The 20,574-nt window shown below is 64.4% G+C and carries 20 protein-coding genes; 7 read left to right on the forward strand and 13 right to left on the reverse strand.

Features of this window, described 5'->3' with window-relative positions:
- Positions 1 to 77 precede the first annotated feature (77 nt).
- Genes NKI15_RS04565 through NKI15_RS04580 form a run of 4 tightly spaced genes read left to right on the forward strand, consistent with a single transcriptional unit; the run spans position 78 to position 7,052 of the window.
- Positions 78 to 2,531 carry a GcvT family protein gene (locus NKI15_RS04565; RefSeq protein ID WP_023750167.1) on the forward strand — a complete coding sequence of 818 codons (2,454 nt, stop codon included), beginning with the start codon at positions 78 to 80 and terminating at the stop codon, positions 2,529 to 2,531.
- Entirely contained in the window at positions 2,528 to 3,427 is a 900-nt protein-coding gene (locus NKI15_RS04570) for a homocysteine S-methyltransferase family protein (protein WP_023690993.1), read from the forward strand. Before NKI15_RS04565 ends, NKI15_RS04570 begins: the two co-directional genes overlap by 4 nt.
- Entirely contained in the window at positions 3,427 to 4,608 is a 1,182-nt protein-coding gene (locus tag NKI15_RS04575; RefSeq protein ID WP_023688085.1) for a pyridoxal phosphate-dependent aminotransferase, read from the forward strand. Before NKI15_RS04570 ends, NKI15_RS04575 begins: the two co-directional genes overlap by 1 nt.
- Complete coding sequence (locus NKI15_RS04580) at positions 4,605 to 7,052, forward strand: GcvT family protein (RefSeq protein WP_023750166.1); 2,448 nt, start codon at positions 4,605 to 4,607, stop codon at positions 7,050 to 7,052. The genes NKI15_RS04575 and NKI15_RS04580 overlap by 4 nt, the downstream gene beginning before the upstream one ends.
- Before the next feature lie 170 nt (positions 7,053 to 7,222).
- On the opposite strand, the gene NKI15_RS04585 is transcribed toward NKI15_RS04580, so the two are convergent.
- The 7 genes from NKI15_RS04585 to NKI15_RS04615 form a co-directional block, all read right to left on the reverse strand.
- Entirely contained in the window at positions 7,223 to 7,804 is a 582-nt protein-coding gene (locus NKI15_RS04585) for an NAD(P)H-dependent oxidoreductase (protein ID WP_023690990.1), read from the reverse strand.
- The gene (locus NKI15_RS04590; protein WP_023700354.1) at positions 7,804 to 8,385 is read right to left on the reverse strand and encodes an NAD(P)H-dependent oxidoreductase; all 582 of its coding nucleotides are present in this window, start codon (positions 8,383 to 8,385) and stop codon (positions 7,804 to 7,806) included. Before NKI15_RS04590 ends, NKI15_RS04585 begins: the two co-directional genes overlap by 1 nt.
- Positions 8,386 to 8,668: 283 nt before the next feature.
- Positions 8,669 to 10,072 (reverse strand): FAD-binding oxidoreductase, encoded by a 1,404-nt coding sequence (locus NKI15_RS04595; protein ID WP_031196359.1) that lies wholly within the window; start codon positions 10,070 to 10,072, stop codon positions 8,669 to 8,671.
- Positions 10,072 to 11,373, reverse strand: coding sequence for a cytosine deaminase (locus tag NKI15_RS04600; protein ID WP_023706112.1), 1,302 nt, complete (start codon positions 11,371 to 11,373; stop codon positions 10,072 to 10,074). The genes NKI15_RS04595 and NKI15_RS04600 overlap by 1 nt, the downstream gene beginning before the upstream one ends.
- Positions 11,374 to 11,571: 198 nt before the next feature.
- Complete coding sequence (locus NKI15_RS04605) at positions 11,572 to 12,423, reverse strand: ABC transporter permease (protein WP_023753453.1); 852 nt, start codon at positions 12,421 to 12,423, stop codon at positions 11,572 to 11,574.
- On the reverse strand, positions 12,410 to 13,234 hold the full coding sequence (locus NKI15_RS04610; protein ID WP_352514130.1) for an ABC transporter ATP-binding protein: 825 nt from the start codon (positions 13,232 to 13,234) through the stop codon (positions 12,410 to 12,412). The genes NKI15_RS04605 and NKI15_RS04610 overlap by 14 nt, the downstream gene beginning before the upstream one ends.
- A gap of 2 nt (positions 13,235 to 13,236) precedes the next feature.
- Positions 13,237 to 14,241: an ABC transporter substrate-binding protein gene (locus NKI15_RS04615; protein WP_352514131.1), complete on the reverse strand. Its 1,005-nt coding sequence runs from the start codon at positions 14,239 to 14,241 to the stop codon at positions 13,237 to 13,239.
- Positions 14,242 to 14,496: 255 nt separating this feature from the next.
- Here NKI15_RS04615 and NKI15_RS04620 point away from each other — a divergent pair, with 255 nt between their 5' ends.
- Together NKI15_RS04620 and NKI15_RS04625 are read left to right on the forward strand one after the other, a co-directional pair.
- The gene (locus NKI15_RS04620; RefSeq protein ID WP_352514132.1) at positions 14,497 to 14,880 is read left to right on the forward strand and encodes a RidA family protein; all 384 of its coding nucleotides are present in this window, start codon (positions 14,497 to 14,499) and stop codon (positions 14,878 to 14,880) included.
- 53 nt (positions 14,881 to 14,933) lie between these two features.
- Positions 14,934 to 15,737 (forward strand): creatininase family protein, encoded by an 804-nt coding sequence (locus tag NKI15_RS04625; protein WP_023670776.1) that lies wholly within the window; start codon positions 14,934 to 14,936, stop codon positions 15,735 to 15,737.
- A gap of 9 nt (positions 15,738 to 15,746) precedes the next feature.
- Here NKI15_RS04625 and NKI15_RS04630 read toward each other — a convergent pair whose 3' ends face one another.
- Both NKI15_RS04630 and cobD read right to left on the reverse strand, forming a co-directional pair.
- The gene (locus tag NKI15_RS04630; protein ID WP_023690280.1) at positions 15,747 to 16,256 is read right to left on the reverse strand and encodes a tyrosine phosphatase family protein; all 510 of its coding nucleotides are present in this window, start codon (positions 16,254 to 16,256) and stop codon (positions 15,747 to 15,749) included.
- Positions 16,253 to 17,308 carry a threonine-phosphate decarboxylase CobD gene (gene cobD / locus NKI15_RS04635; RefSeq protein ID WP_352514138.1) on the reverse strand — a complete coding sequence of 352 codons (1,056 nt, stop codon included), beginning with the start codon at positions 17,306 to 17,308 and terminating at the stop codon, positions 16,253 to 16,255. The genes NKI15_RS04630 and cobD overlap by 4 nt, the downstream gene beginning before the upstream one ends.
- On the opposite strand from cobD, the gene cbiB reads away from it, so the two are divergent.
- Entirely contained in the window at positions 17,307 to 18,284 is a 978-nt protein-coding gene (gene cbiB / locus NKI15_RS04640) for an adenosylcobinamide-phosphate synthase CbiB (protein ID WP_352514133.1), read from the forward strand. The two genes, cobD and cbiB, sit on opposite strands and share 2 nt — an antisense overlap.
- Before the next feature lie 148 nt (positions 18,285 to 18,432).
- Here cbiB and cobO read toward each other — a convergent pair whose 3' ends face one another.
- The 4 genes from cobO to NKI15_RS04660 are packed head-to-tail and all read right to left on the reverse strand — an operon-like array spanning position 18,433 to position 20,552.
- Positions 18,433 to 19,047 carry a cob(I)yrinic acid a,c-diamide adenosyltransferase gene (gene cobO, locus NKI15_RS04645; protein WP_023741616.1) on the reverse strand — a complete coding sequence of 205 codons (615 nt, stop codon included), beginning with the start codon at positions 19,045 to 19,047 and terminating at the stop codon, positions 18,433 to 18,435.
- A 1-nt stretch (position 19,048) separates the two neighbouring features.
- Positions 19,049 to 19,561, reverse strand: a complete 513-nt coding sequence (cobU, locus tag NKI15_RS04650; protein ID WP_352514979.1) for a bifunctional adenosylcobinamide kinase/adenosylcobinamide-phosphate guanylyltransferase — start codon at positions 19,559 to 19,561, stop codon at positions 19,049 to 19,051.
- A complete protein-coding gene (locus NKI15_RS04655) occupies positions 19,554 to 20,357 on the reverse strand; it encodes a CbtA family protein (protein WP_352514980.1) in 804 nt (267 codons plus the stop codon). The genes cobU and NKI15_RS04655 overlap by 8 nt, the downstream gene beginning before the upstream one ends.
- Before the next feature lie 15 nt (positions 20,358 to 20,372).
- Positions 20,373 to 20,552: a CbtB domain-containing protein gene (locus NKI15_RS04660; RefSeq protein WP_023670784.1), complete on the reverse strand. Its 180-nt coding sequence runs from the start codon at positions 20,550 to 20,552 to the stop codon at positions 20,373 to 20,375.
- Positions 20,553 to 20,574 lie beyond the last annotated feature (22 nt).

Consider the following 20,574-nt stretch of genomic DNA (forward strand, 5'->3'; position numbering starts at 1 on the left):
TGTGCAGCGGTTTGGGAAACGACATGCATCAAGCAAAAAGATAGAAGCGCAGCGCGCTTCAGGTTTGGGAGAAGAATATGGCCGGTTTGCCGACCACGGCGCGCGTGGTAATCATCGGGGGCGGTATCGTCGGCGCCTCCTCGCTCTACCATCTGTGCAAGGCGGGCTGGACCGACTGCGTGCTGCTTGAAAAGAACGAGCTGACATCGGGCTCGACCTGGCATGCCGCCGGTAATGTGCCGACCTTCTCGTCGTCCTGGTCGCTGATGAACATGCAGCGCTATTCGACCGAGGTCTATCGCGGCTTGGCTGATGCCGTCGACTATCCCATGAACTACCACGTTACCGGCTCGCTCCGCCTCGCCCACACCAAGGAGCGCATGCAGGAGTTCCAGCGCGCCAAGGGCATGGGCCGCTACCAGGGCATGGACATCGACATCGTCGGCCCCGACGAGATCAAGCGCCGCTATCCCTTCATCGAGACGCATGACCTCAAAGGTGCGCTCTACGATCCAAACGACGGCGACATCGACCCCGCGCAGCTGACGCAGGCACTGGCCAAGGGTGCGCGCGACATGGGCGCCAGGATCGTCCGCTTCTGTCCGGTGTCAGGTGTGCGCCGCGAGAACGACGAATGGGTTGTCGAGACGCCGCAAGGCGAGATCCGTTGCGAAATCGTCGTCAACGCCGCCGGCTACCGAGCCGCGGAAGTCGGCAGAATGTTGGGCCGCGACGTCCCGATGATGGTGATGAGCCATCAGTACATCTTGTTCGAGGAAATCCCCGAACTGGTGGCGTGGTCGAAGGAGCAGGGCAAGAAGCTGCCGCTGCTGCGCGACGTCGACACCTCCTACTATCTGCGCCAGGAAAAGAACGGCATGAATCTCGGTCCCTATGAGCGCAATTGCCGCGCGCATTGGGCAACCCACAACGACCCGATGCCGGAGGACTTTTCCTTCCAGCTCTTCCCCGACGATCTCGACCGTCTCGAGCACTACCTTGCCGATGCCGTAGCCCGCGTGCCGATTCTCGGCACTGCCGGCCTGTCCAAGGTGATCAACGGGCCGATCCCTTACGCGCCGGACGGCAATCCGCTGATCGGTCCGATGCCCGGCGTTCCCAACGCGTTCGAGGCCTGTGTCTTCACCTTCGGCATCGCCCAGGGCGGCGGCGCCGGCAAGGTGCTGGCCGAATGGGTTACGCAGGGCCAGACCGAATGGGACATGTGGTCTTGCGATCCGCGCCGTTTCACCAGCTTTGCGGCCGCCCCCGACTATAGCGTCGCCAAGGGCATGGAGATCTACGGCAACGAATACGCCATCCAGTTCCCGCGCCATGCCTGGCCGGCCGGGCGCGACCGCAAGCTGTCGCCGATCCACGATCGCATCAAGGCGCTCGGCGCCCAGTTCGACGCCTATAATGGCTGGGAGCGTGCCACCTGGTATGCGCAACCCGGTGACGACACGTCGGAAGAAGCAACACTCACCTTCCGCCGCGACGGGCCGTGGCAGCACCGCGTGCGCGAAGAATGCCTGGCGGTGCGCGACGCCGCCGGCATTCTGGACCTGCCCGGCTTCTCGCGCTTCAACCTCGAAGGTCCTGGCGCAGCCGAATGGCTGGCGCTGCAGGTCACCGGCCTGGTGCCCAAGCCGGGCCGCATCGGCCTCGCCTATTTCGCCGACGACAAGGGCCGCATCGTCACCGAGATGTCGGTGGTGCGCCATGGCGAAGAGCAGATGACGCTGATCACCGCGGCGGTAGCGCAGTGGCACGATTTCGAATGGCTGAAGTCGCGCCTGCCGAAGGACGCAGCTTTCACCCTCACCGACAGGACCGAAGACTATTCGACGCAAATCCTCGCCGGCCCCAATTCGCGCAAGATCCTGGCCGAGGTCTGTGGCGCGGATCTCTCGCTGCCCTGGCTGACGCATCAGGAAACCACCATCGCCGGCCGCTGGGCGAAGCTGGTGCGGGTATCCTTCGCCGGCGAACTCGGCTGGGAAATCCACACCAAGGTGGGAGACACCGCCGCCATCTTCGACGCCGTCTGGACGGCGGGACAAAAACACGGTCTGAAACCGTTCGGCATGTATGCGCTGGATTCGCTGCGCCTCGAAAAGGGCTACCGGACCTGGAAGGGCGACCTGTCGACCGACTATACGGTCCTGCAGGGCGGGCTCGAGCGCTTCGTAAAATGGGACAAGCCCGACTTCCGCGGCAAGGCAGCCCTGCAGAACGAAAAGCAGCAAGGCGTAAAGAAGCGCTTCGTCACGCTGGTGGTCGAAAACCCCGGCGATTGCGACGCGCCGTCGGTGTCGACGCTCTGGCATGACGGCAAGATCGTCGGCGAGACGACGTCCGGCGGCTGGGGGCATCGCATCGACAAATCGATCGCGCTCGGCATACTGCGCGCCGACCTGGCTGAACCCGATACCGCGATCGAGATCGAAATCTTCGGCGATCGCTTTCGGGCGGTCGTGCAGAAAGACGAGCCGCTGTGGGATCCGAAAAACGAAAGATTGAGAGCATGAAGAAAGTCATTCTCACCGATGGCGGCATGGGCCAGGAACTGGTCCGCCGCAGCAGCTCCGAGCCGACGCCGCTCTGGTCGGCCAGGGTGCTGATCGACGAGCCGGATCTGGTGCGTGGCCTGCATGCCGAATTCATCCGGGCCGGCGCTCGCGTCATCACCATCAACACCTATTCGGCGACGCCGGAGCGGCTCGCGCGGGAAGGAGCAGAAGACCTCTTCAGGCCCTTGCAGAAGCGCGGCATCGAATTGGCAAGACAGGCACGCGAGGAGGCAGGCGATGCAGCGATCGCCGGCTGCCTGTCACCGCTGTTCGGCAGCTATGCGCCGGCGCTGACCATATCGTTCGAGGAGACGCTGGACATCTATCGCCGCATCGTCGCCGAGCAGACCGACGGCGTCGACCTGTTCCTGTGCGAGACCATGGCCTCAGCCGACGAAGGCCGTGCGGCCGTTACCGCTGCGTCGGAAAGCGGCAAACCTGTCTGGGTGTCTTGGACGCTCGCCGATCACGGCGCGCCGCGGCTGCGCAGCGGCGAAACAATAGCGGCAGCGGCGGACGCCCTCGACGGCCTGACGGTTGCAGCGCGCCTGGTGAATTGCTGCCGGCCAGAAGCGATCGCCGCGGCACTGCCCGAATTGATTGCTCTCGGCGGCCCGGTCGGCGCCTATGCCAATGGCTTCACCTCTGTCGAAGCGCTCAAGCATGGCGGAACGGTCGAAGTGCTGCACGCACGCCACGACCTTGATCCGGATGCCTATGCCGACCAGGCGCTCGGCTGGGTCGCCGCTGGCGCCACCATCGTCGGCGGCTGCTGCGAAGTCGGCCCTGCCCACATCGCCGCGTTGCGCGATCAGCTCGAACAGGCCGGCCACGAAATCTCGGGAGTATCCTGATGCCCAGACCCTCATCGCGCATTTCCGGCATCGTGCCTTCGGGCAAGGATGGCTGGGAGGTCCACACCGAGGCATGGGCCCGCAAGGAGGCCGGCCAGGACATCATCATGCTGTCGGTCGGCGACCATGATTTCGATACGCCGAGCCAGACGATCGAAGCCTGCGTGACGGCGGTTCGCGGCAGCAACCACCACTACACCCCGCTTCCCGGCGTTCCGCGCCTGCGCAGGGCGATGGCGGCGGCCTCGACCGCTTGCACCGGGGTCGAGACGGCACCTGACCAAGTCATCGCCACGCCGGGCGGCCAGGCTGCCCTTTACGCGGCCGTGCAGGCCGTTCTCGACCAGGGCGACCACGCTATCGTGGTGGCGCCCTACTACGCGACTTATCCCAACACGTTCAGCGCCGCCGGCGCCAGCTTCACCGTCGTCGAGACGCCGGCCGAGGACGGTTTCCAGCCGCACGCCGAGATGATCCGCGCGGCGCTCAAGCCCAACACGCGCGCCATTTTGATCAACACGCCGAACAACCCGACCGGCGCCGTCTATTCGCGTGAGCGTCTGGAAGAGCTGGCCGAGATCTGCCGCGAGCACGATCTCTGGCTGCTGTCGGACGAGGTCTACTGGACGCTCGGCGGCGGCGAGCACATCTCGCCGCGCGGCCTGCCCGGCATGGCCGAGCGCACGCTGGTCATCAATTCGATGTCCAAGAGCCACGGCATGACCGGCTGGCGCATGGGCTGGCTGACCGGCCCGACGCAGATGATCACGCTGTTGACCAATCTCAATCTGGTGACGACCTACGGCCTGCCGGCCTTCATCTCGATCGCCTGCGCCGAGGCGCTGGAGAACTGCTTTGGCGTCAAGGAGATCGCCGAACGCTATGCGGCGCGCCGCACCGTCCTGCTCGACGCCGTGCGCGGCATGAACAATGTCAGCGTGCACGGCTCCGAGGGCGGCATGTATGTCATGCTCGACATCTCCGCCGTCGAGCCCGACGACGAGAAATTCGCCTGGGCCTTTCTCGACCAGGAGAGTGTCGGCGTCATGCCGGGTTCCAGCTTCGGCAAGGCCGCTGCCGGCCACATCCGCATCAGCCTCTGCCAACCGGAACCGGTGCTTCAGGAAGCCGCAAAACGCCTGCGCCGCTTCGCATCCGGCTATCGCCGCGAGGCCGCATGACCAGAAGCATTCCCATCAAGGCCCGCGCGGTTATTATCGGCGGCGGTGTCTCCGGCTGTTCGGTCGCCTACCACCTGGCCAAGCTCGGCTGGACCGACATCGTGCTGCTGGAACGCAAGCAGCTGACCTCGGGAACGACCTGGCACGCCGCCGGCCTGATCGGCCAGCTGCGCGGCTCGCAGAACATGACGCGGCTGGCGAAATATTCGGCCGACCTCTACGTCAAGCTGGAGGCCGAGACCGAAGTCGGCACCGGCATGCGCCAGGTCGGCTCGATCACCGTGGCGCTGACCGAGGAGCGCAAGCACGAGATTTACCGTCAGGCCTCGCTCGCCCGCGCCTTCGATGTCGATGTGCGCGAGATTTCGCCTGGTGAAGTCAAGGAGATGTACCCGCATCTCAACGTGTCCGATGTGGTCGGCGCCGTGCATCTGCCGCTCGACGGCCAGTGCGATCCCGCCAACATCGCCATGGCGCTGGCCAAGGGCGCCCGCCAGCGTGGCGCCGCCATCGTCGAGAATGTGAAGGTCACCAAGGTCCATACCAAGGCCGGTCGCGTCACCGGTGTGTCGTGGGCGCAAGGCGAGGATCAGGGAACGATCGAGGCCGACATCGTCGTCAACTGCGCCGGCATGTGGGCGCGCGAGCTCGGCGCCCAGAACGGCGTCACCATCCCGCTGCATGCCTGCGAACATTTTTATCTCGTCACCGAGCCGATCTCCGGACTCGGTCGTCTACCGGTGCTGCGCGTTCCCGATGAATGCGCCTACTACAAGGAAGACGCCGGCAAGATGATGCTCGGCGCCTTCGAGCCGGTGGCCAAGCCCTGGGGCATGGACGGCATAAGCGAGGATTTCTGCTTCGACCAGTTGCCGGAGGACATGGAGCATTTCGAGCCGATCCTCGAAATGGGCGTCAACCGCATGCCGATGCTGGCAACCGCCGGCATTCACACCTTCTTCAACGGCCCCGAAAGCTTTACCCCCGACGACCGCTACTATCTCGGCGAGGCCCCGGAGCTGTCGGGCTACTGGATGGCGACCGGCTACAATTCCATCGGCATCGTCTCGTCCGGCGGCGCCGGCATGGCGCTGGCGCAGTGGATCAATGACGGCGAAGCGCCCTTCGACCTCTGGGAAGTCGACATCCGCCGCGCCCAGCCGTTCCAGAAGAACCGTAGGTATCTCAAGGAGCGTGTCTCCGAAACACTCGGCCTGCTCTATGCGGATCACTTCCCCTACCGGCAGATGGCGACGTCCAGAAATGTCAGGCGCTCGCCCCTGCACGAACAGCTGAAGGCGCGCGGCGCCGTGTTCGGCGAAGTCGCCGGCTGGGAGCGCGCCAACTGGTTTGCGCGAGAGGGACAGGAGCGCGAATACCGCTATTCCTGGAAGCGGCAGAACTGGTTCGACAATCAGCGCGAGGAGCACCTGGCGGTCCGCAACAAGGTCGGCCTGTTCGACATGACCTCGTTCGGCAAGATCCGTGTCGAGGGCCGCGATGCCTGCGCGTTCCTGCAAAGGCTCTGCGCCAACGACATGGACGTGGCGCCGGGCAAGATCGTCTACACCCAGATGCTCAACCAGCGCGGCGGCATCGAGAGCGATCTTACCGTGTCGCGGCTGTCGGACACGGCCTATTTCCTCGTCGTACCGGGCGCGACGTTGCAACGCGATCTCGCCTGGCTGCGGCGGCATGTCGGCGAGGAATTCGTTGTCATCACCGATGTGACGGCGGCAGAAAGCGTGCTCTGCCTGATGGGTCCGGATGCGCGAAAGCTGATCCAGAAAGTCAGCCCTAACGATTTCTCCAACGAGAACAATCCGTTCGGCACCTTCCAGCAGATCGAGATCGGCATGGGCCTCGCCCGCGCCCACCGCGTCACCTATGTCGGCGAACTCGGCTGGGAGCTTTATGTCTCTACCGACCAGGCTGCCCATGTTTTCGAGGCGATCGATGAGGCGGGGGCGGATGTCGGCCTGAAACTTTGCGGCCTGCATACGCTCGATTCCTGTCGCATCGAAAAGGCGTTTCGGCATTTCGGCCACGACATCACCGACGAGGACAATGTGCTGGAGGCCGGCCTCGGCTTTGCGGTCAAAACCGCCAATGGCGAGTTCATCGGCCGCGATGCGGTGCTGAAGAAAAAAGAAGCCGGCCTGTCGCGCCGGCTGGTGCAGTTCCGGCTGAAGGACCCGCAGCCTCTGCTCTTCCACAACGAGGCGATCCTTCGCGACGGCAAGATCGTCGGCCCGATCACATCGGGGAATTACGGCCACCATCTCGGCGGCGCGATCGGGCTGGGCTATGTGCCCTGCCAGGGCGAGAGCGAGGCGGATGTGCTGGCCTCGTCCTATGAGATCGAGATCGCCGGCGAGCGTTTTGCGGCGGAAGCATCGCTGAAGCCGATGTACGATCCCAAGGCGGAACGGACGAGGATGTAGCACCTTTTTACCCTCCCCTTGTGGGGAGGGTCGGCTCGCAGTCGGAGCGAAGCGGCGATTGCGAGACGGGGTGGGGGGGTGCGCCCTACGAGACCCCCCACCCCGCTTCGGAAAAGCCGCCTTGCGGCATTTGCTGCGCGACCCTCCCCACAAGGGGAGGGTAAAGAAGCTCAAAACCGCTCCAGCTTCGCCCGCACCTTCACCAGAAACGCCGCCCTCGTCCTTGGCGTGGAGGCGTCCATCAGGTAGTGCGCCAGGAAAAACGTCCGACAGCGGCGGGCGCACAGCGCGCGCATACCGCGCAGCAAGGTCTTGCGGCCGGGCTGGCCGACGACGACGCTCCACCAGGTCGGCGCGCCGCAGGTGGTAATGACGCCGACCCTGGTGACATGTGTCATCAGCGACGTGATGCGCCCCTTGCCCAGCTTGAAGGCGACATCGGTCGCCCAGACCCGGTCGAGCCAGCCCTTCAGCATGGCCGGCAGCCCGTACCACCAGGTCGGATAGATGAACAGGATCGCCTCAGCCCAGGCGAGATGCTCGAAATGCGGTTTTAGGGCCGGATCCTCCGGCGCCCGCTCATTGTAGGCGCGTCGCTCTTCGCAGCCCATCACCGGATCGAATTTCTCCGCATAGAGGTCGAGCAGCCGCACCTCCCAGCCGCGTGCCTTCAGCACATCGACTGCGGCATCTCTGATGGCGGCGCAAAAGCTTTCGGGCACCGGATGGCAATAGACCACCAGCACGCGCATCAGAATTCATCCATCCCGGCCGCGACCTTGGCCATGAAGGCTGCCCGCGTCTCGTCGGTCGACAGGTTCATCGAATAATGCGCGAGGTAGGACACCGAGGCGCCGGGCCTGATCGTCGCGCGCAGCATCCGCTTGACCAATCTGCGTGGCGGATCGCCCATCAGCATGGCGCGGAAGCGGCTGCCGCCATAGGTGGTGACGGCGGTCAGCTTGCGGATGTTGTGGAGCGAAGGCTGCGCCTTGCCGTCGACCAATTTGAACGACACGCCGGGCAGAAACACGCGGTCGAAAAAGCCTTTCAGGATGGCCGGGAAGCCGTAGTTCCAGACGGGATATGACAGCACCAGCGCCTCGGCCTTGAGCAGCCGCTCGACATAGGGCGCGGCCGGGTCCGCAGGGCTGCGTTGGTTATGATAATCCAGCCTCTCCCCGCGCGTCAGCCTGGGGTCGAAATCCTCTGCATAGAGATCGCAATCGTCGACCTCATGGCCGGCGGCCGTCAGCCGCTCGACGATCGTGCGGTGCAGACCTGCATTGAAGCTGGTCTCCACCGGGTGTGCGTAGAGGACGAGGACTTTCATGGGAAATTGCTGGGGTCGGCGCGAGGCACCCCCCTCTGCCCTGCCGGGCATCTCCCCCTCAAGGGGGGAGATTGGCAGCTTCTGCGCCGCGCCTTTCCTTTCGACGTTGTAGATAGGCTAAAGCGGCGGAGCGAATAATCTCCCCCCTTGAGGGGGGTGAGAAGTGGTCGGCGAAGCCGATGGGAAGCCAATTGCTTGGCTTTCCAAACGACGAACGCCCGAAGCGGCAGCGTAGGGCCTGCGCCGGCAGGACAGAGGGGGGTGCTCAAGCTCAAACCTCTGCTCATTCTGCTTTCTGCAACCCCTTGAACAAAAAAGTCCGGCCCGAGCGATAGTCGTAATCCGGATTTTCCCAGGCGATCATCTTGCCGGGATTGAGCAGGCCTTGCGGATCGGTCTCGCGCTTGAAGGCGAGCTGGATTTCATCCGTCTGCTTCATGCCGCCCTCTTCCAGCGTGTAGCGGTGCGGGTTGAAGATCGGGCAGCCATTCTCCTCATGCAGCCGGATGATTTCGTTGAGCCGCGCCTCGGTGGTGAATTTCACCAGCGGCAGGCCGAAGCAGGTGATGTTGCCGTCGAGGCGCACGAATTCGAGATGCGAAAAGACCTCGTTCGGAAACATCGCGTCCATCTTCTCCACCAGCGCCAGCTGGTTGGGAAACGGATAGAGCGATTGCAGATAGGTGATCGCGGGATCGACCCGCAGTGCCCTGAGCGTGGTGTGGTTCCACGCCAGTTCGAAGCCCGGCGGCAGGCCCTTTTTCTCTTCGTCCGTTGCCGTCGCCGCATTGAAGATGACTTCGCCGCCGGCGCGGCGGGTGAAGGCGAGGAACGCGTCTAGCCCATGCCGGGCAACCATGACGACGCAGATGCTTTGCCCGTCCCGGAAGAACTTCTGGTGGCGCTTGAAATAGAGCTGCGGCACGGGCGCGGCGATCGGCGTGATCAGCTTGGTCAGGATGCCGTCCTGGCGTGCCAGCGCGTTGCCGTAGCGGGCTGCCGGCATGAAAGCGTCGAAGCCGACGATCACGTCGGTCCATTCATAGGCTGCAGTCAGCGGCATCTCGACCTCGGTGATGATGCCGTTGGTGCCATAGGCGTGGGTGACCTTGTGCAGGTCCTCGCCGGCGAGTTCGAGCGCCTTCGGCTCCGCCTCCATAGTGACGACGCGCAGGCGCAGCACATTGCCGAAATCACGCAGACCGCCGAAATTGATCGAGCCAACGCCGCCCGAGCCGCCGGCGATGAAGCCGCCGATCGAGGCGGTGTTGTAGGTCGACGGCGACAGCCGCAGTTCCTGCCCGGAATGCGCGCGCGTCGCTCTGTCGATGTCGGCGAGGATCGCGCCCGGCCCGGTGACGACGCGGCCCGGCGCTATGGCCTTGATCTCGTTCATCTCGGCGAGGTTCAAAACCACGCCGCCCGACAGCGGCATCGCCTGGCCGTAATTGCCGGTGCCGCTGCCGCGCGGCGTCACCGGAACGCCATGACGGTGGCAAGCGGCAAGCACGCGGATCAGTTCGGCCTCGTTCCTGGGCGTCACGATCAGGTCGCCGGTGACGTGGTCGAGCTGCTGCTTCAGCACCGGGCTGTACCAGTAGAAGTCGCGGCTCTTCTGCTGGACGATGGCCGGATTGTCGTCGAGCTTTATCCCGTCGAGATCGCGTTTGAGCGCCGAAACATCCATCATTCCACCATCAGTTCGTCGAGCTCGGCATAGTCGGGCAATTGCCTGTCGATCGCTCGGCCGTTGCGCACGACGATGCGATCCGATTCGGGCCGCGACAGCAATTCCGTCCAGCTCCGCCCTTTGAAGACGATGAAATCGGCGCTGCCACCTGCTGCCAGTGTCCCGACACCGTCGAGCCGCATCACCTTGGCCGGCGTCGCCGCCACCGTCTGCGGCCAGTCGCCGACCGGATGATCGAAATGCAGGATGCGCGTCGCCATGCGGTAGACCTCCAGCATGTCGAGATCGCCATAGGCATAGAACGGATCGCGGGTGTTGTCGGAGGCGACCGCGACCGGGATGCCCCTCGCCTTCATCTCGTGCAGCAGCGTCACGCCGCGCCAGCGTGGCGTGGTCTGGTCGGCACGCCGGTCCTGCAGATAGAGATTGCACATTGGCAGCGACACCACCGCCAGCCGCGCCTTGGCCACCTTGTCGAGTGTATCCAGCACGTCGAGATCCGGCTGGCGCGCCAGCGAGCAGCAATGTCCCACCAGCATGTTGCCCTCAAAACCGTTCCACAGTGCCGCCTCGGCGATCTTCTTCAGCGATATCGCCGCGATGTCGTCGGTCTCGTCGGCGTGGAAATCGAGATCGAGCCCGTGCCTGTTCGCCTCGGCGAACACCTTGTCGAGAAGCTCTTCGAGATCCGGCACCATATAGGTGACGACGCCGAGCACGCCCTTGGCCGCAGCCACGCGCTTGGCCAGCCTCTCGAACCACTTTCTGTCGCGCACGCCTTCGATGCCGAGCAGGCAGGCTGCCTGCAATTCGATGCGGCCGCGCCATTTCTCCCGCATCGCCTCGAACACCGGCCAGGAGATTTCCTCCTGTGGCGGCACGCTGTCGAGATGCGTGCGCAGCGCCTTGGTGCCGTGCGCGTAGGCCGAGCGCAGCGAGAAATCCATGCGCCGCGCCACGTCCTCGGCGCTCCAGCGCGCTGCACGGTCGGCGCCGGTGGCATTGAGCGCGCCCATGAAACTGCCGTCGGGATTGGGTTTGCGCGGCCAGATATGGCCCTTGTCGATGTGGGTGTGGCAGTCGACGAAGCACGGCAGCACGATGCGGCCGGCAAGGTCGATGGCGGTGGCTGGCGCTTTTGATTTCTTGTGCGCGGCGATGGCTGAGGTCTTGCCATCGGCGACCGTTATGTCGGCCAGGGCGAAGCCGTCGCTGTCGTAAGTGGCGGCAAGGCCTGATGTCAGCGACCGGTGAAGGCGGACGTTTGTGAGATGGTACGAGCCAGAGGTCGGTATCAAGGACCGCCCCCCTCTGCCCTGCCGGGCATCTCCCCCTCAAGGGGGGAGATTGGCAGCTTTTCCGACAGCACCCGTCTTCCAACGTCGATAATTGGCGAAATCCCGGATGACGTCCAATCTCCCCCCTTGAGGGGGAGATGGCCGGCAGGCCAGAGGGGGGTGTTTCGCGCCAGCATCTCAATCACGTCACCCAACCCCCTACCGCTCCTGCTTCAGCGCGCTCTCGTGCCAGCGGCGCAGGATGAGATGCGATATCAGCGACAGCACCAGGAAGATCAATATGCCGGTGAGCGAGATCAGGATCAGCGCCGCGAACAGCCTTGGCGCGTTGAGGCGGTAGCCGGCCTCGATGATGCGCGACGCCAGCCCCGACGACTGCCCCTGCGCGCCCGCGACGAACTCGGCCACCACGGCGCCGATCAGCGACAGGCCGCCGGCTATCTTCAAGCCTCCTAGAAAATACGGCATGGCCGCCGGCAGTCTGAGATAGCGCAATTGCTGCCAGCGCGTCGCGCCGTTGAGCTTGAACATGTCGCGCAGATTGCGGTCGACCGAATTGAGGCCGAGCGTGGTGTTGGACAGGATCGGGAAGAACGCAACGATCCAGGCGCAAAGCAAAAGCTTCACCGTCTGGTTGTCCACATAGATGTTGATGAGCGGGAAGACCGCCACGATCGGCGTTACCTGCAGCACGATGGCGAAGGGAAAGAACGACATCTCCACCCATTTCGATTGCGCAAACAGCACCGCCAGTCCGACGCCGCCGACGACCGCGAGCAGCAGGCTGAGAAAGGTTATGCGCAACGTGACCAGCAGCGCGGAGAACAGGAGCCCGGCATCGCTATAGAGCGTCCACAGCACCACGCCGGGGCGCGGCAGAATATATTGCGGGATCGCGTTCCACACGCAGATGCGGTCCCACAGCCAGATCGCCAGGATCATGATCGCCAAAGGCAAGACCCACCGGCCGATCCGCTCCAGCCGCTCCTGGCGTACGCGGCCGGCCTCTTCCGCGTCGAGCGTTGCGGCATTCTGGTCAATGGCCGTCATGGTGCGGTCCGGCTGATGTGTTGATGGCGTTGACCAGGATGTCCGAGGCCTGGCGGCAGAGCGCGGCATAGTCGGGCGAAGTGCGGAACACCTCGTCGCGTGGATAGGCGGCATCGATTGCCAACTCGGCATGGACGCGGCCCGGCCGCGCCGCCATGACGACGACGCGGTTTGACAGGAACACGCTTTCGAAGACGCTGTGGGTGACGAAGACGACGGTGAAGCGCTCGTCCTGCCACAGCTCCAGAAGGTCGTTGTTGAGCTTGAAGCGGGTGATCTCGTCGAGGGCGGCGAACGGCTCGTCCATCAACAGAATGCGCGGCTTCGTCACCATCGCGCGTGCGATCGAGACGCGCATCTTCATGCCGCCGGAAAGCTCGCGCGGCACGGCGTTTTCGAAACCGGTCAGGTGCACCCGCTCCAGCATCTCCGTCACCGCCGGCGCAGCCTTGGCGCGCGACACGCCTTTCAGCCTGAGCGGCAACCAGACATTGTCGAAGACATCGGCCCAGGGCAGCAGCGTCGGTTCCTGGAAGACGAAGCCGATCTTGGCGCGGTCGATCGAACCGCCCCAGTCGAGTTGACCGGATGTCGGCGTCGACAGGCCCGCGATCAGCCTCAACGCCGTCGACTTGCCGCAGCCGGACGGCCCGAGCAGGCTGACAAAATCGCCCTCGCGGATGGCGAGATCGACGTCGCTCAATGCAGTCACGCCATTGGAAAACACCTTGCCGACATGGCGCAGCGTCAGCAGCATCGGGCCTTCACTCGATGCCGTCATGGGCGCCTGCGCCATCTTTTCCAGCTTCACGACTACTTCTTCAGTTCGAGCCCGACACCCTTGTTGATGAAGGCCAGCGTATAGGCCTTCTTGATGTCGATGCCCTCGGGCGTGACCTTGGCCTTGACCATCTTGTCATAGAAGCTCTTGATCCGGTCTTCGTTCATGGCGCCGATGCCGAGCTTTTCGGTGTCGCCGGAATCGGCCAGGCCGAACTTCTTCATCTGCTCGATCGAGAAGGCAATCTGTTCGTCGCTCATGTCGGGATTGTCTTTCTTGATCATCTCGTTGGCAGCCTTGTTGTCGCCGTAGAGGTAGTTGTACCAGCCCTTGGCCGAGCCATCGACGAAGCACTGGACCACCTCCGGCCGCTTGTCGATCGTGTCCTGCATCACCTCGATCGTCGTCGAATAGGTGTCCCAGCCATAGTCGGCGAGCAGGAACTGGTTGGGCACGAAGCCGCCTTCCTTCTTGACCGCAAAAGGCTCCGAGGTGACGTAACCCTGCTGGATCGACTTCTTGTTGGCCAGGAATGGAGCGGTGTTGTAGGTGTAGGGCACGCGCTTGCCGGCATCGAAACCGAGTTCGATGACCATCCACTGGAAGAAGGTCTGGACGCCCTCGTCGCCGAGAATGTACTGGTCGGCGTTCTTCAAATCCTCCCACTTGTCCAGCCCCTGCCCCGGGTGGGACATGATGACTTGAGGGTCCTTCTGGAAATCGGCGGCGACGACGCGCATCGGGATGCCCTGCTGGACGGCGTCGAAGGCCGACAGCAGATTGCCGCCCATGTAGAAATCGAGCTTGCCGGCCAGCAGCAGCGGCCGCCCGCTGACCTGCGGACCTCCCTGCGAAATCGTCACGTCGAGGCCACATGCAGCGTAGGTGCCGTCGGCGACGGCCTGGTAGTAGCCGCCATGCTCGGGCTCGGCCAGCCAGTTGGTGCCGAAGGTGACCTTCTCGTTTGCTGCCGCGCCGAACGTGCCGGCTCCAAGCAGCGCGACCGCAAGCGCTGAAATCTTCTGTTTTCCGTACATCGACACCACCCTTTGTTGGCTCCGGAGCGTCACGCGCCGGGCTCGACACCATTGACCCAAGAAGCAAGACACATGCCACCGCCCGGGCCGCCTGCTTGCGCGGCAGTCACTGCCAACACCGGACGGGTCATGCTGTGCGGGAGGCATCGTGCCTATTTTTTGGACGCCTGTCCACAATCGCCCTTGTGCCATGCACCACATCTTGAACGTACTATCGGTCACGTCTTAGGCTGGTCTCGCAGACAGGAGATTGCCATGTTCAGATACCTCGCGCCGAAGTCGATCAAGCCGCCTTTCGCCCGCTACAGCCACGGCGTCGAGGTGCCGCCAGGCAAGCGGCTGGTTCTGTGCTCCGGCCAGGTCGCCATCACGGCGGACGACCAGATCCCCGAGGATGCCGGCGCGCAGGCCGAGCTCTGCTTTCAAAACATAGCGGCGATTCTGGCTGAAGCCGGGCTGGGGCTAGGCGACATCGCGCGCATAAACGCCTACGTCACCGACCGCTCCTTTCTGCGGCCCTATATGGACGTCCGCGACCGCTTGTTTGCCAGCCCCGCGCCCGCCTCGACGCTGATGATCGTGTCAGGCTTTGCGCGGCCGGAATTCAAGGTCGAGGTCGAGGCGATTGCTGCCGGGTGATCGACAGGCGACGTTTGGCGCGCTAGGTCTCCCTCACAGTCAAGAGGCATGACATGACCGTTGCAAACAGACGCGTTTGGTGGGGCGACTACCGGACCACCGAATACGCCGCGATCGATCCGGAGGCGACGATTGCCGTGCTGCCGGTGGCGGCGATCGAGCAGCACGGCCCGCATCTGCCTGTATCAACCGACACCTCGATCATGAACGGCATGCTGGAGACGGTCATCGCCCGCCTGCCCGGCGATCTCGACATCCGCATCCTGCCGGTCCAAACGGTCGGCAAGTCGAACGAGCATCTGCAGGCGCCGGGCACGCTCACCCTGCCGGCGGCCACCCTGGTCGATGCCTGGACCGAGCTTGGCCTGTCCGTTGCCCGCGCAGGCGTAAGGAAACTGATCGTCGTCAACTCGCATGGCGGCAATGAAGAGATCATGGGCATCGTCACGCGCGAGCTGCGCGTGCGTGAGAGGATGCTGGCGGTGAAGACCAGCTGGCAGCGCTTCGGCCGCCCCGCCGGCATGTACACCGAGCTGGAAGACCGCCATGGCATCCATGGCGGCGACGTCGAGACCTCGTTGATGCTGCATTTTCGCCCGGAGTTAGTCGACATGGCCAAGGCCGACAATTTCGCCTCCAAGGTCGCCCGCGCCGAAACCGAATTTGCGCTGCTGCGCCACACCGGAACGCACGCTTTCGCCTGGATCGCTGGGGATCTCAACCCCAACGGCGTGGTCGGCGATGCCAGCATTGCCACGGCCGAGAAAGGCCGACTGACGGCGGAGCATCAGGCCGACGGCTTCATCACCCTGTTGAAGGATGTGCGCAAGGCGAAGCTTGCCGACTGGCTGGCATAGCGGGCCGCCTTAGCCGTCGATCTTCAACACGAAAGGCGTACCCTCAAAAGCATCGGCGCCGCGTCCGATCGCCTCGATCGCTTCGATCATGCGGCCTTGTCGTGAGAGCAGAGCATCCGCGACGGCGATCAACCGTGGATTGGGTGTCGCCGAGGGCGAAAGCTTCCGCAATGTCTGCGCAAGTTCGACTTCGTCGCGCTTCGGGGCGAGCGCCGCCGCAATGATATAGGCCGAGGCGGTCGAGCGGCTGATGCCGGCATAGCAATGGACGACCATGGGTTTGGCGCGGTCCCATTTCCGGGCGAAATCGAGCAGATTGCGCACATGGCCTTCGCCGGGCATGGTCATGCCGTCCTGCGCCACCGCGATGTCGTGCATGACCAGATGCAGGTGGTTTTCCCTCGCGATTGAGGCCGGCCGCGTCACCTCGGTGCCGGCAGCGAGCAGCGACAGCACGCGCTCGGCGCCGCTTTTGGCCACCGTCTCCTCAAGCTTTGCCAGCGAACAGATATGGATCATGGCGCGATCTCCTTCGACCCATCGTCGCGCCGTGCGTGCCAGTCGGCAAGCGCCGATTCGAGCCGCTGCCATTCCTCCTGACTTCCAGGCAGCCCCGCGCGGAGCACCTGGGGACGCTCGGAAAAATGCCTGAGCAATATGCCGCGCTCACCGAGCGTCGAAAACAGCCCCGGTGCATCGGCAAGCCGGAGATAGCGAAACAGCGTCGTGCCGCCGGCGACAGCAACGCCAAAGCGCGAAAGCAGCGCATCGAGCCGCGCCGCATCCTGCGCCAGCCGCCGCCGCATGTCGGCCTGCCAGCCGCTGTCGGCAAGCGCGCGGATGCCGTATTCGAGCGCTGGGCCGGCGACCGCCCAAGGGCCGAATTGCGTTTCAAGCCTTTCGACCGTCACCGCATCGGAAAGTGCGAAGCCGAGCCGCAGGCCGGCGAGACCGAAGAACTTGCCAAACGAGCGCAGCACGACGATGCCGCCCCGCCCGACATCGCCGGCCAGGCTTTCCGCGTGCGGGCCGACATCCATGAAGGCTTCGTCGACGACCAGCAGACCGCCTATGGCGCGCAATGTCTCGGCAAGCCGAAGCAGCCTCTCCCGCGACACGACGCGCCCGTCGGGATTGTTGGGATTGACGACGATGGCAATTTCGGCTCCCGCAAGCGCCTCGAAATCGTCGACCTCCGCCACCGCATGGCCGGCAATCGCGGCGGCCCTGGCATGCTCGGCATAGGTCGGCCCGAGCACCAGCGCCTTGCCGGGGCTGACCAGCGAGGCGACGCGCGGCAGCAGGATCTGCGTGCCCGGGGCGACCGCCACATTCTCGGCCGAAGGCGCGCCATAGGTGCCGGCCGCGACCCTGGCCAGCTCACGCAGGCGCGCGGCCTCCGGCAATCGTGACAGGGCGGTGGCGGGCAGCTCGAAAAGCGGGTAGGAGTGCGGATTGATACCTGTCGAGAGATCGACGAAAGGTTGTGGCGCGTGAGGGAAGAGCGCCTTCGCCCGGCCAAGGGATCCACCGTGATCCACCACAGTAATCGCTCCATCAGAAAGCTTCATGTCGATCCTGATCGCTTTCCTGTCGCTGGCCATCGAACGCATCCTGGGTTACCCGGACTGGCTGTTCCGTGCCGTCGGCCATCCCGTCACCTGGTTCGGCAGGCTGATAGCCTTTCTCGACCACAGGCTCAACCGCGACACTGATTCCGACGCGCTGCGTCGCCGCCGCGGCGTGCAGGCGCTGCTGGTGATCGTGCTGGTGCCGGCGGCAATCGCCTTCATCGTGCAAATCCTGCTCTGGCAGCTCTTTCCTGCCGGCATGATCATCACGGCAATCCTGGCCTCGTCGCTGCTGTCGCAAAAGAGCCTTACCGAACATGTCGAGGCGGTGGCCGATTCGCTGGATACCGGCGGGCTGCCGCTCGGCCGCATTGCGGTTGCGCGCATCGTCGGCCGCGATCCCGAGAAGCTCGACCACGCCGGCGTCAGCCGCGCCGCCATCGAAAGCCTGGCCGAGAATTTCTCCGACGGCATCGTTGCGCCCGCCTTCTGGACAGGTGTCTGCGGTCTGGCCGGCGGCGTCGCCTACAAGGCCGCCAACACCGCCGATTCGATGATCGGCCACCGCTCGCCACACCACGAAGCCTTCGGCCGGGCGGCGGCACTTTTCGACGACTGGATCAATTTGCCGGCTTCGCGCCTGACCGGCCTGCTGATCGTGCTGGCGGCCTTCGGCGTCAAGGATGCCGACCCCCGCAATGCATGGCAGGCAATGCGGCGCGACGCCAAAAAGCACCGCTCGCCCAATGCCGGCTGGCCGGAAGCGGCAATGGCCGGCGCACTCGGCCTGGCGCTCGCCGGCCCGCGCAGCTATGGCGGCGTCATCGTCGAGGACGCCTATATGGGCGAAGGCGGTAGGCGCGCGGCGGAAAGCCAGGACATCAGGCAGGCGCTGAAATTGTACCAGGTGGCGGACTATCTGCTGATTGGGCTGTTCGGGTTGCTGTCGGCGGTGCTTATCGCGGTGACGTTCTGAGAGCGTACCGTCGCCCTTCCTTTACCCTCTCCCTTGTGGGGAGGGTCGGCGCGAAGCGCCGGGGTGGGGGACTGCGACCTACGAGGACCCCCACCCCGATCCGCTTCGCGGATCGACCCTCCCCACAAGGGGGAGGGTACGAAACCCCTCAAAACTCGATCCCCTGCTGTGCCTTCACGCCGGCCGAAAAATGATGCTTCGTCACGCCCATCTCCGTCACCAGATCCGCCGCCTCGACCAGCGCCGGCTTGGCGTTGCGGCCGGTGACGACGACATGCAGACCTTCGCGCCGCGCTTTCAGCGCCGCCACCACTCGGTCGAGATCGAGATAGTCGTAGCGCAGCGCGATGTTCAGTTCGTCCAGCACGACGAGGCTGATCGAGGGATCGGCGATCAGCTCCAGCGCCTTGGCCCAGGCGGCTTCGGCCGCCTTAATGTCGCGCTTCAGATCCTGCGTCTCCCAGGTGAAACCCTCGCCCATCGTGTGCCAGACGACGCGGCCGCCAAACGCCGCGAAGGCATCCTTCTCGCCGGTGTGCCATTTGCCCTTGATGAACTGGACGATTCCGACGCGCTTGCCATAGCCGAGCATGCGTAGCGCCAGCCCGAAGGCAGCCGTGGTCTTGCCCTTGCCGGGTCCGGTGTTGACGATCAGCAGCCCCTTCTCGACCGTCTTTTCCGCGACCTCGGCGTCCTGCACCGCCTTGCGCTTGGCCATCTTGGCGCGATGGCGCTCTTCGTCTTTTGCGTCGATATCGGTCATCTCATTTCACCTTGAGCGGCAGCCCCGCCACCATCAGAAGCACCATATCAGCTACCACCGCGATCTGCTGGTTGAGCCTGCCGGCGGCATCGCGGAACCGGCGTGCCAGCGCATTGTCGGGCACGATGCCTTGTCCGACTTCGTTGGAGACCACGAACCACGGCCCGCGCGGCCACGAAAGCACATCGGCCAGCCGTCGGCACTCCCCCTCTAGATCATGATCGGCCAGCATATGATTGGTCAGCCAAAGCGTCAGGCAGTCGACAAGCACCGGCTGGTTGTCCGGCAATGCCTCGAGCGCACCTGCAAGATCAAGCGGAGCATCGATGGTCGCCCATCCCTCGCCGCGGCGCGAGCGGTGTTGCGCGATGCGCTCGCGCATTTCGCCGTCATAGGCTTGCGCTGTGGCGATATAGGCCCATGGCGGCGGCAACGCCGTCGCCAAAGTTTCGGCATGCGCGCTCTTGCCGGAGCGCGCACCGCCGATGATGAAGGTCAAACTGCGATCAGGCAAAGCTGTCGCGCAGGCTGGTCGCGGTGCCGGTGAAGCGCGAGTGCACTATGCCGACAACTGCGCCGAGCACCAGCCAGAACACCAGATTGGTCAGCGTCACCGCCACCACGAACTGATGATGCAGGCCCTCCGGGATCGGCGTTACGAAACTGTCAGGCTGCGGCGCGCCGACAATATGCGGGGCGACGATCAGGACGACGGCGAGCACGGTCAGGGGCGCCGACGTGCGGAAGGTGATAAGGGCAAGGCCGATCGCGGTTGCCATCACCGTTGCCCACCACCAGATCTGGCGCTGTATGAGATCGGCCGCCGGCATTGCCGGCAGTTCCGGCGGCAGGCCGAGTCCCGGCGCCAGCGTGAACACGGCAAAGCCCGCCAGACCCCAGAACACGCCCTGGCGCCAGCTGCCGATGCCGCCGGCGAACTCGGAAACCGCCACCAGGACCAGCGCGAAGCCGATGCCGGTGACGATATTGGCGACGACACTGAAGGCGAAACGCTCGAAGCCGTCGGCCGGCGCCCAGCCTTCGTCCTCCGCCGGCGCGGCTGCTTCAGCCGGGGCTGCGCTGCTCACGGCATTTTCCGCCGGCGCGGCGGTGCTCATGGCATTGGTGTCCGCAGCGTTGGCGGCGGGCGCCGCGGCATGCTCATGCTCATGGCCGCCACCAGCCTTTTCGTAGACCTCCGCCTTGAGGATCAGCGGCACGGTGGCGTAGGCCTGCATGCAGGCGAGAGCGACACCGGCCACGAGCCCTGCGATCGCCGCGATGAACACGACGTTGCGAAACAGGTTCATGATGTCAGATCCTCGTCAGTGGCAGGGAAACGCCATCGAATGGCGATAGTCGTGCGCCGCATTGTGGACCGCATCGATGTGCGAGAAACCGACAACGCCGACGACGAAAATCCCCAGAAACGCGCTAAGCACGAGCTGCATGAAGCGCGACTGCGAGGAGACGGAAGCGCCGAGGGAGACGGAAGCGGTATTCATATCTTGTCCTTTCGCCCTCCAC

The sequence above is a fragment of the Mesorhizobium sp. M0862 genome, assembly GCF_040319795.1.
In the GTDB taxonomy this organism is placed as follows: Bacteria; Pseudomonadota; Alphaproteobacteria; order Rhizobiales; family Rhizobiaceae; genus Mesorhizobium.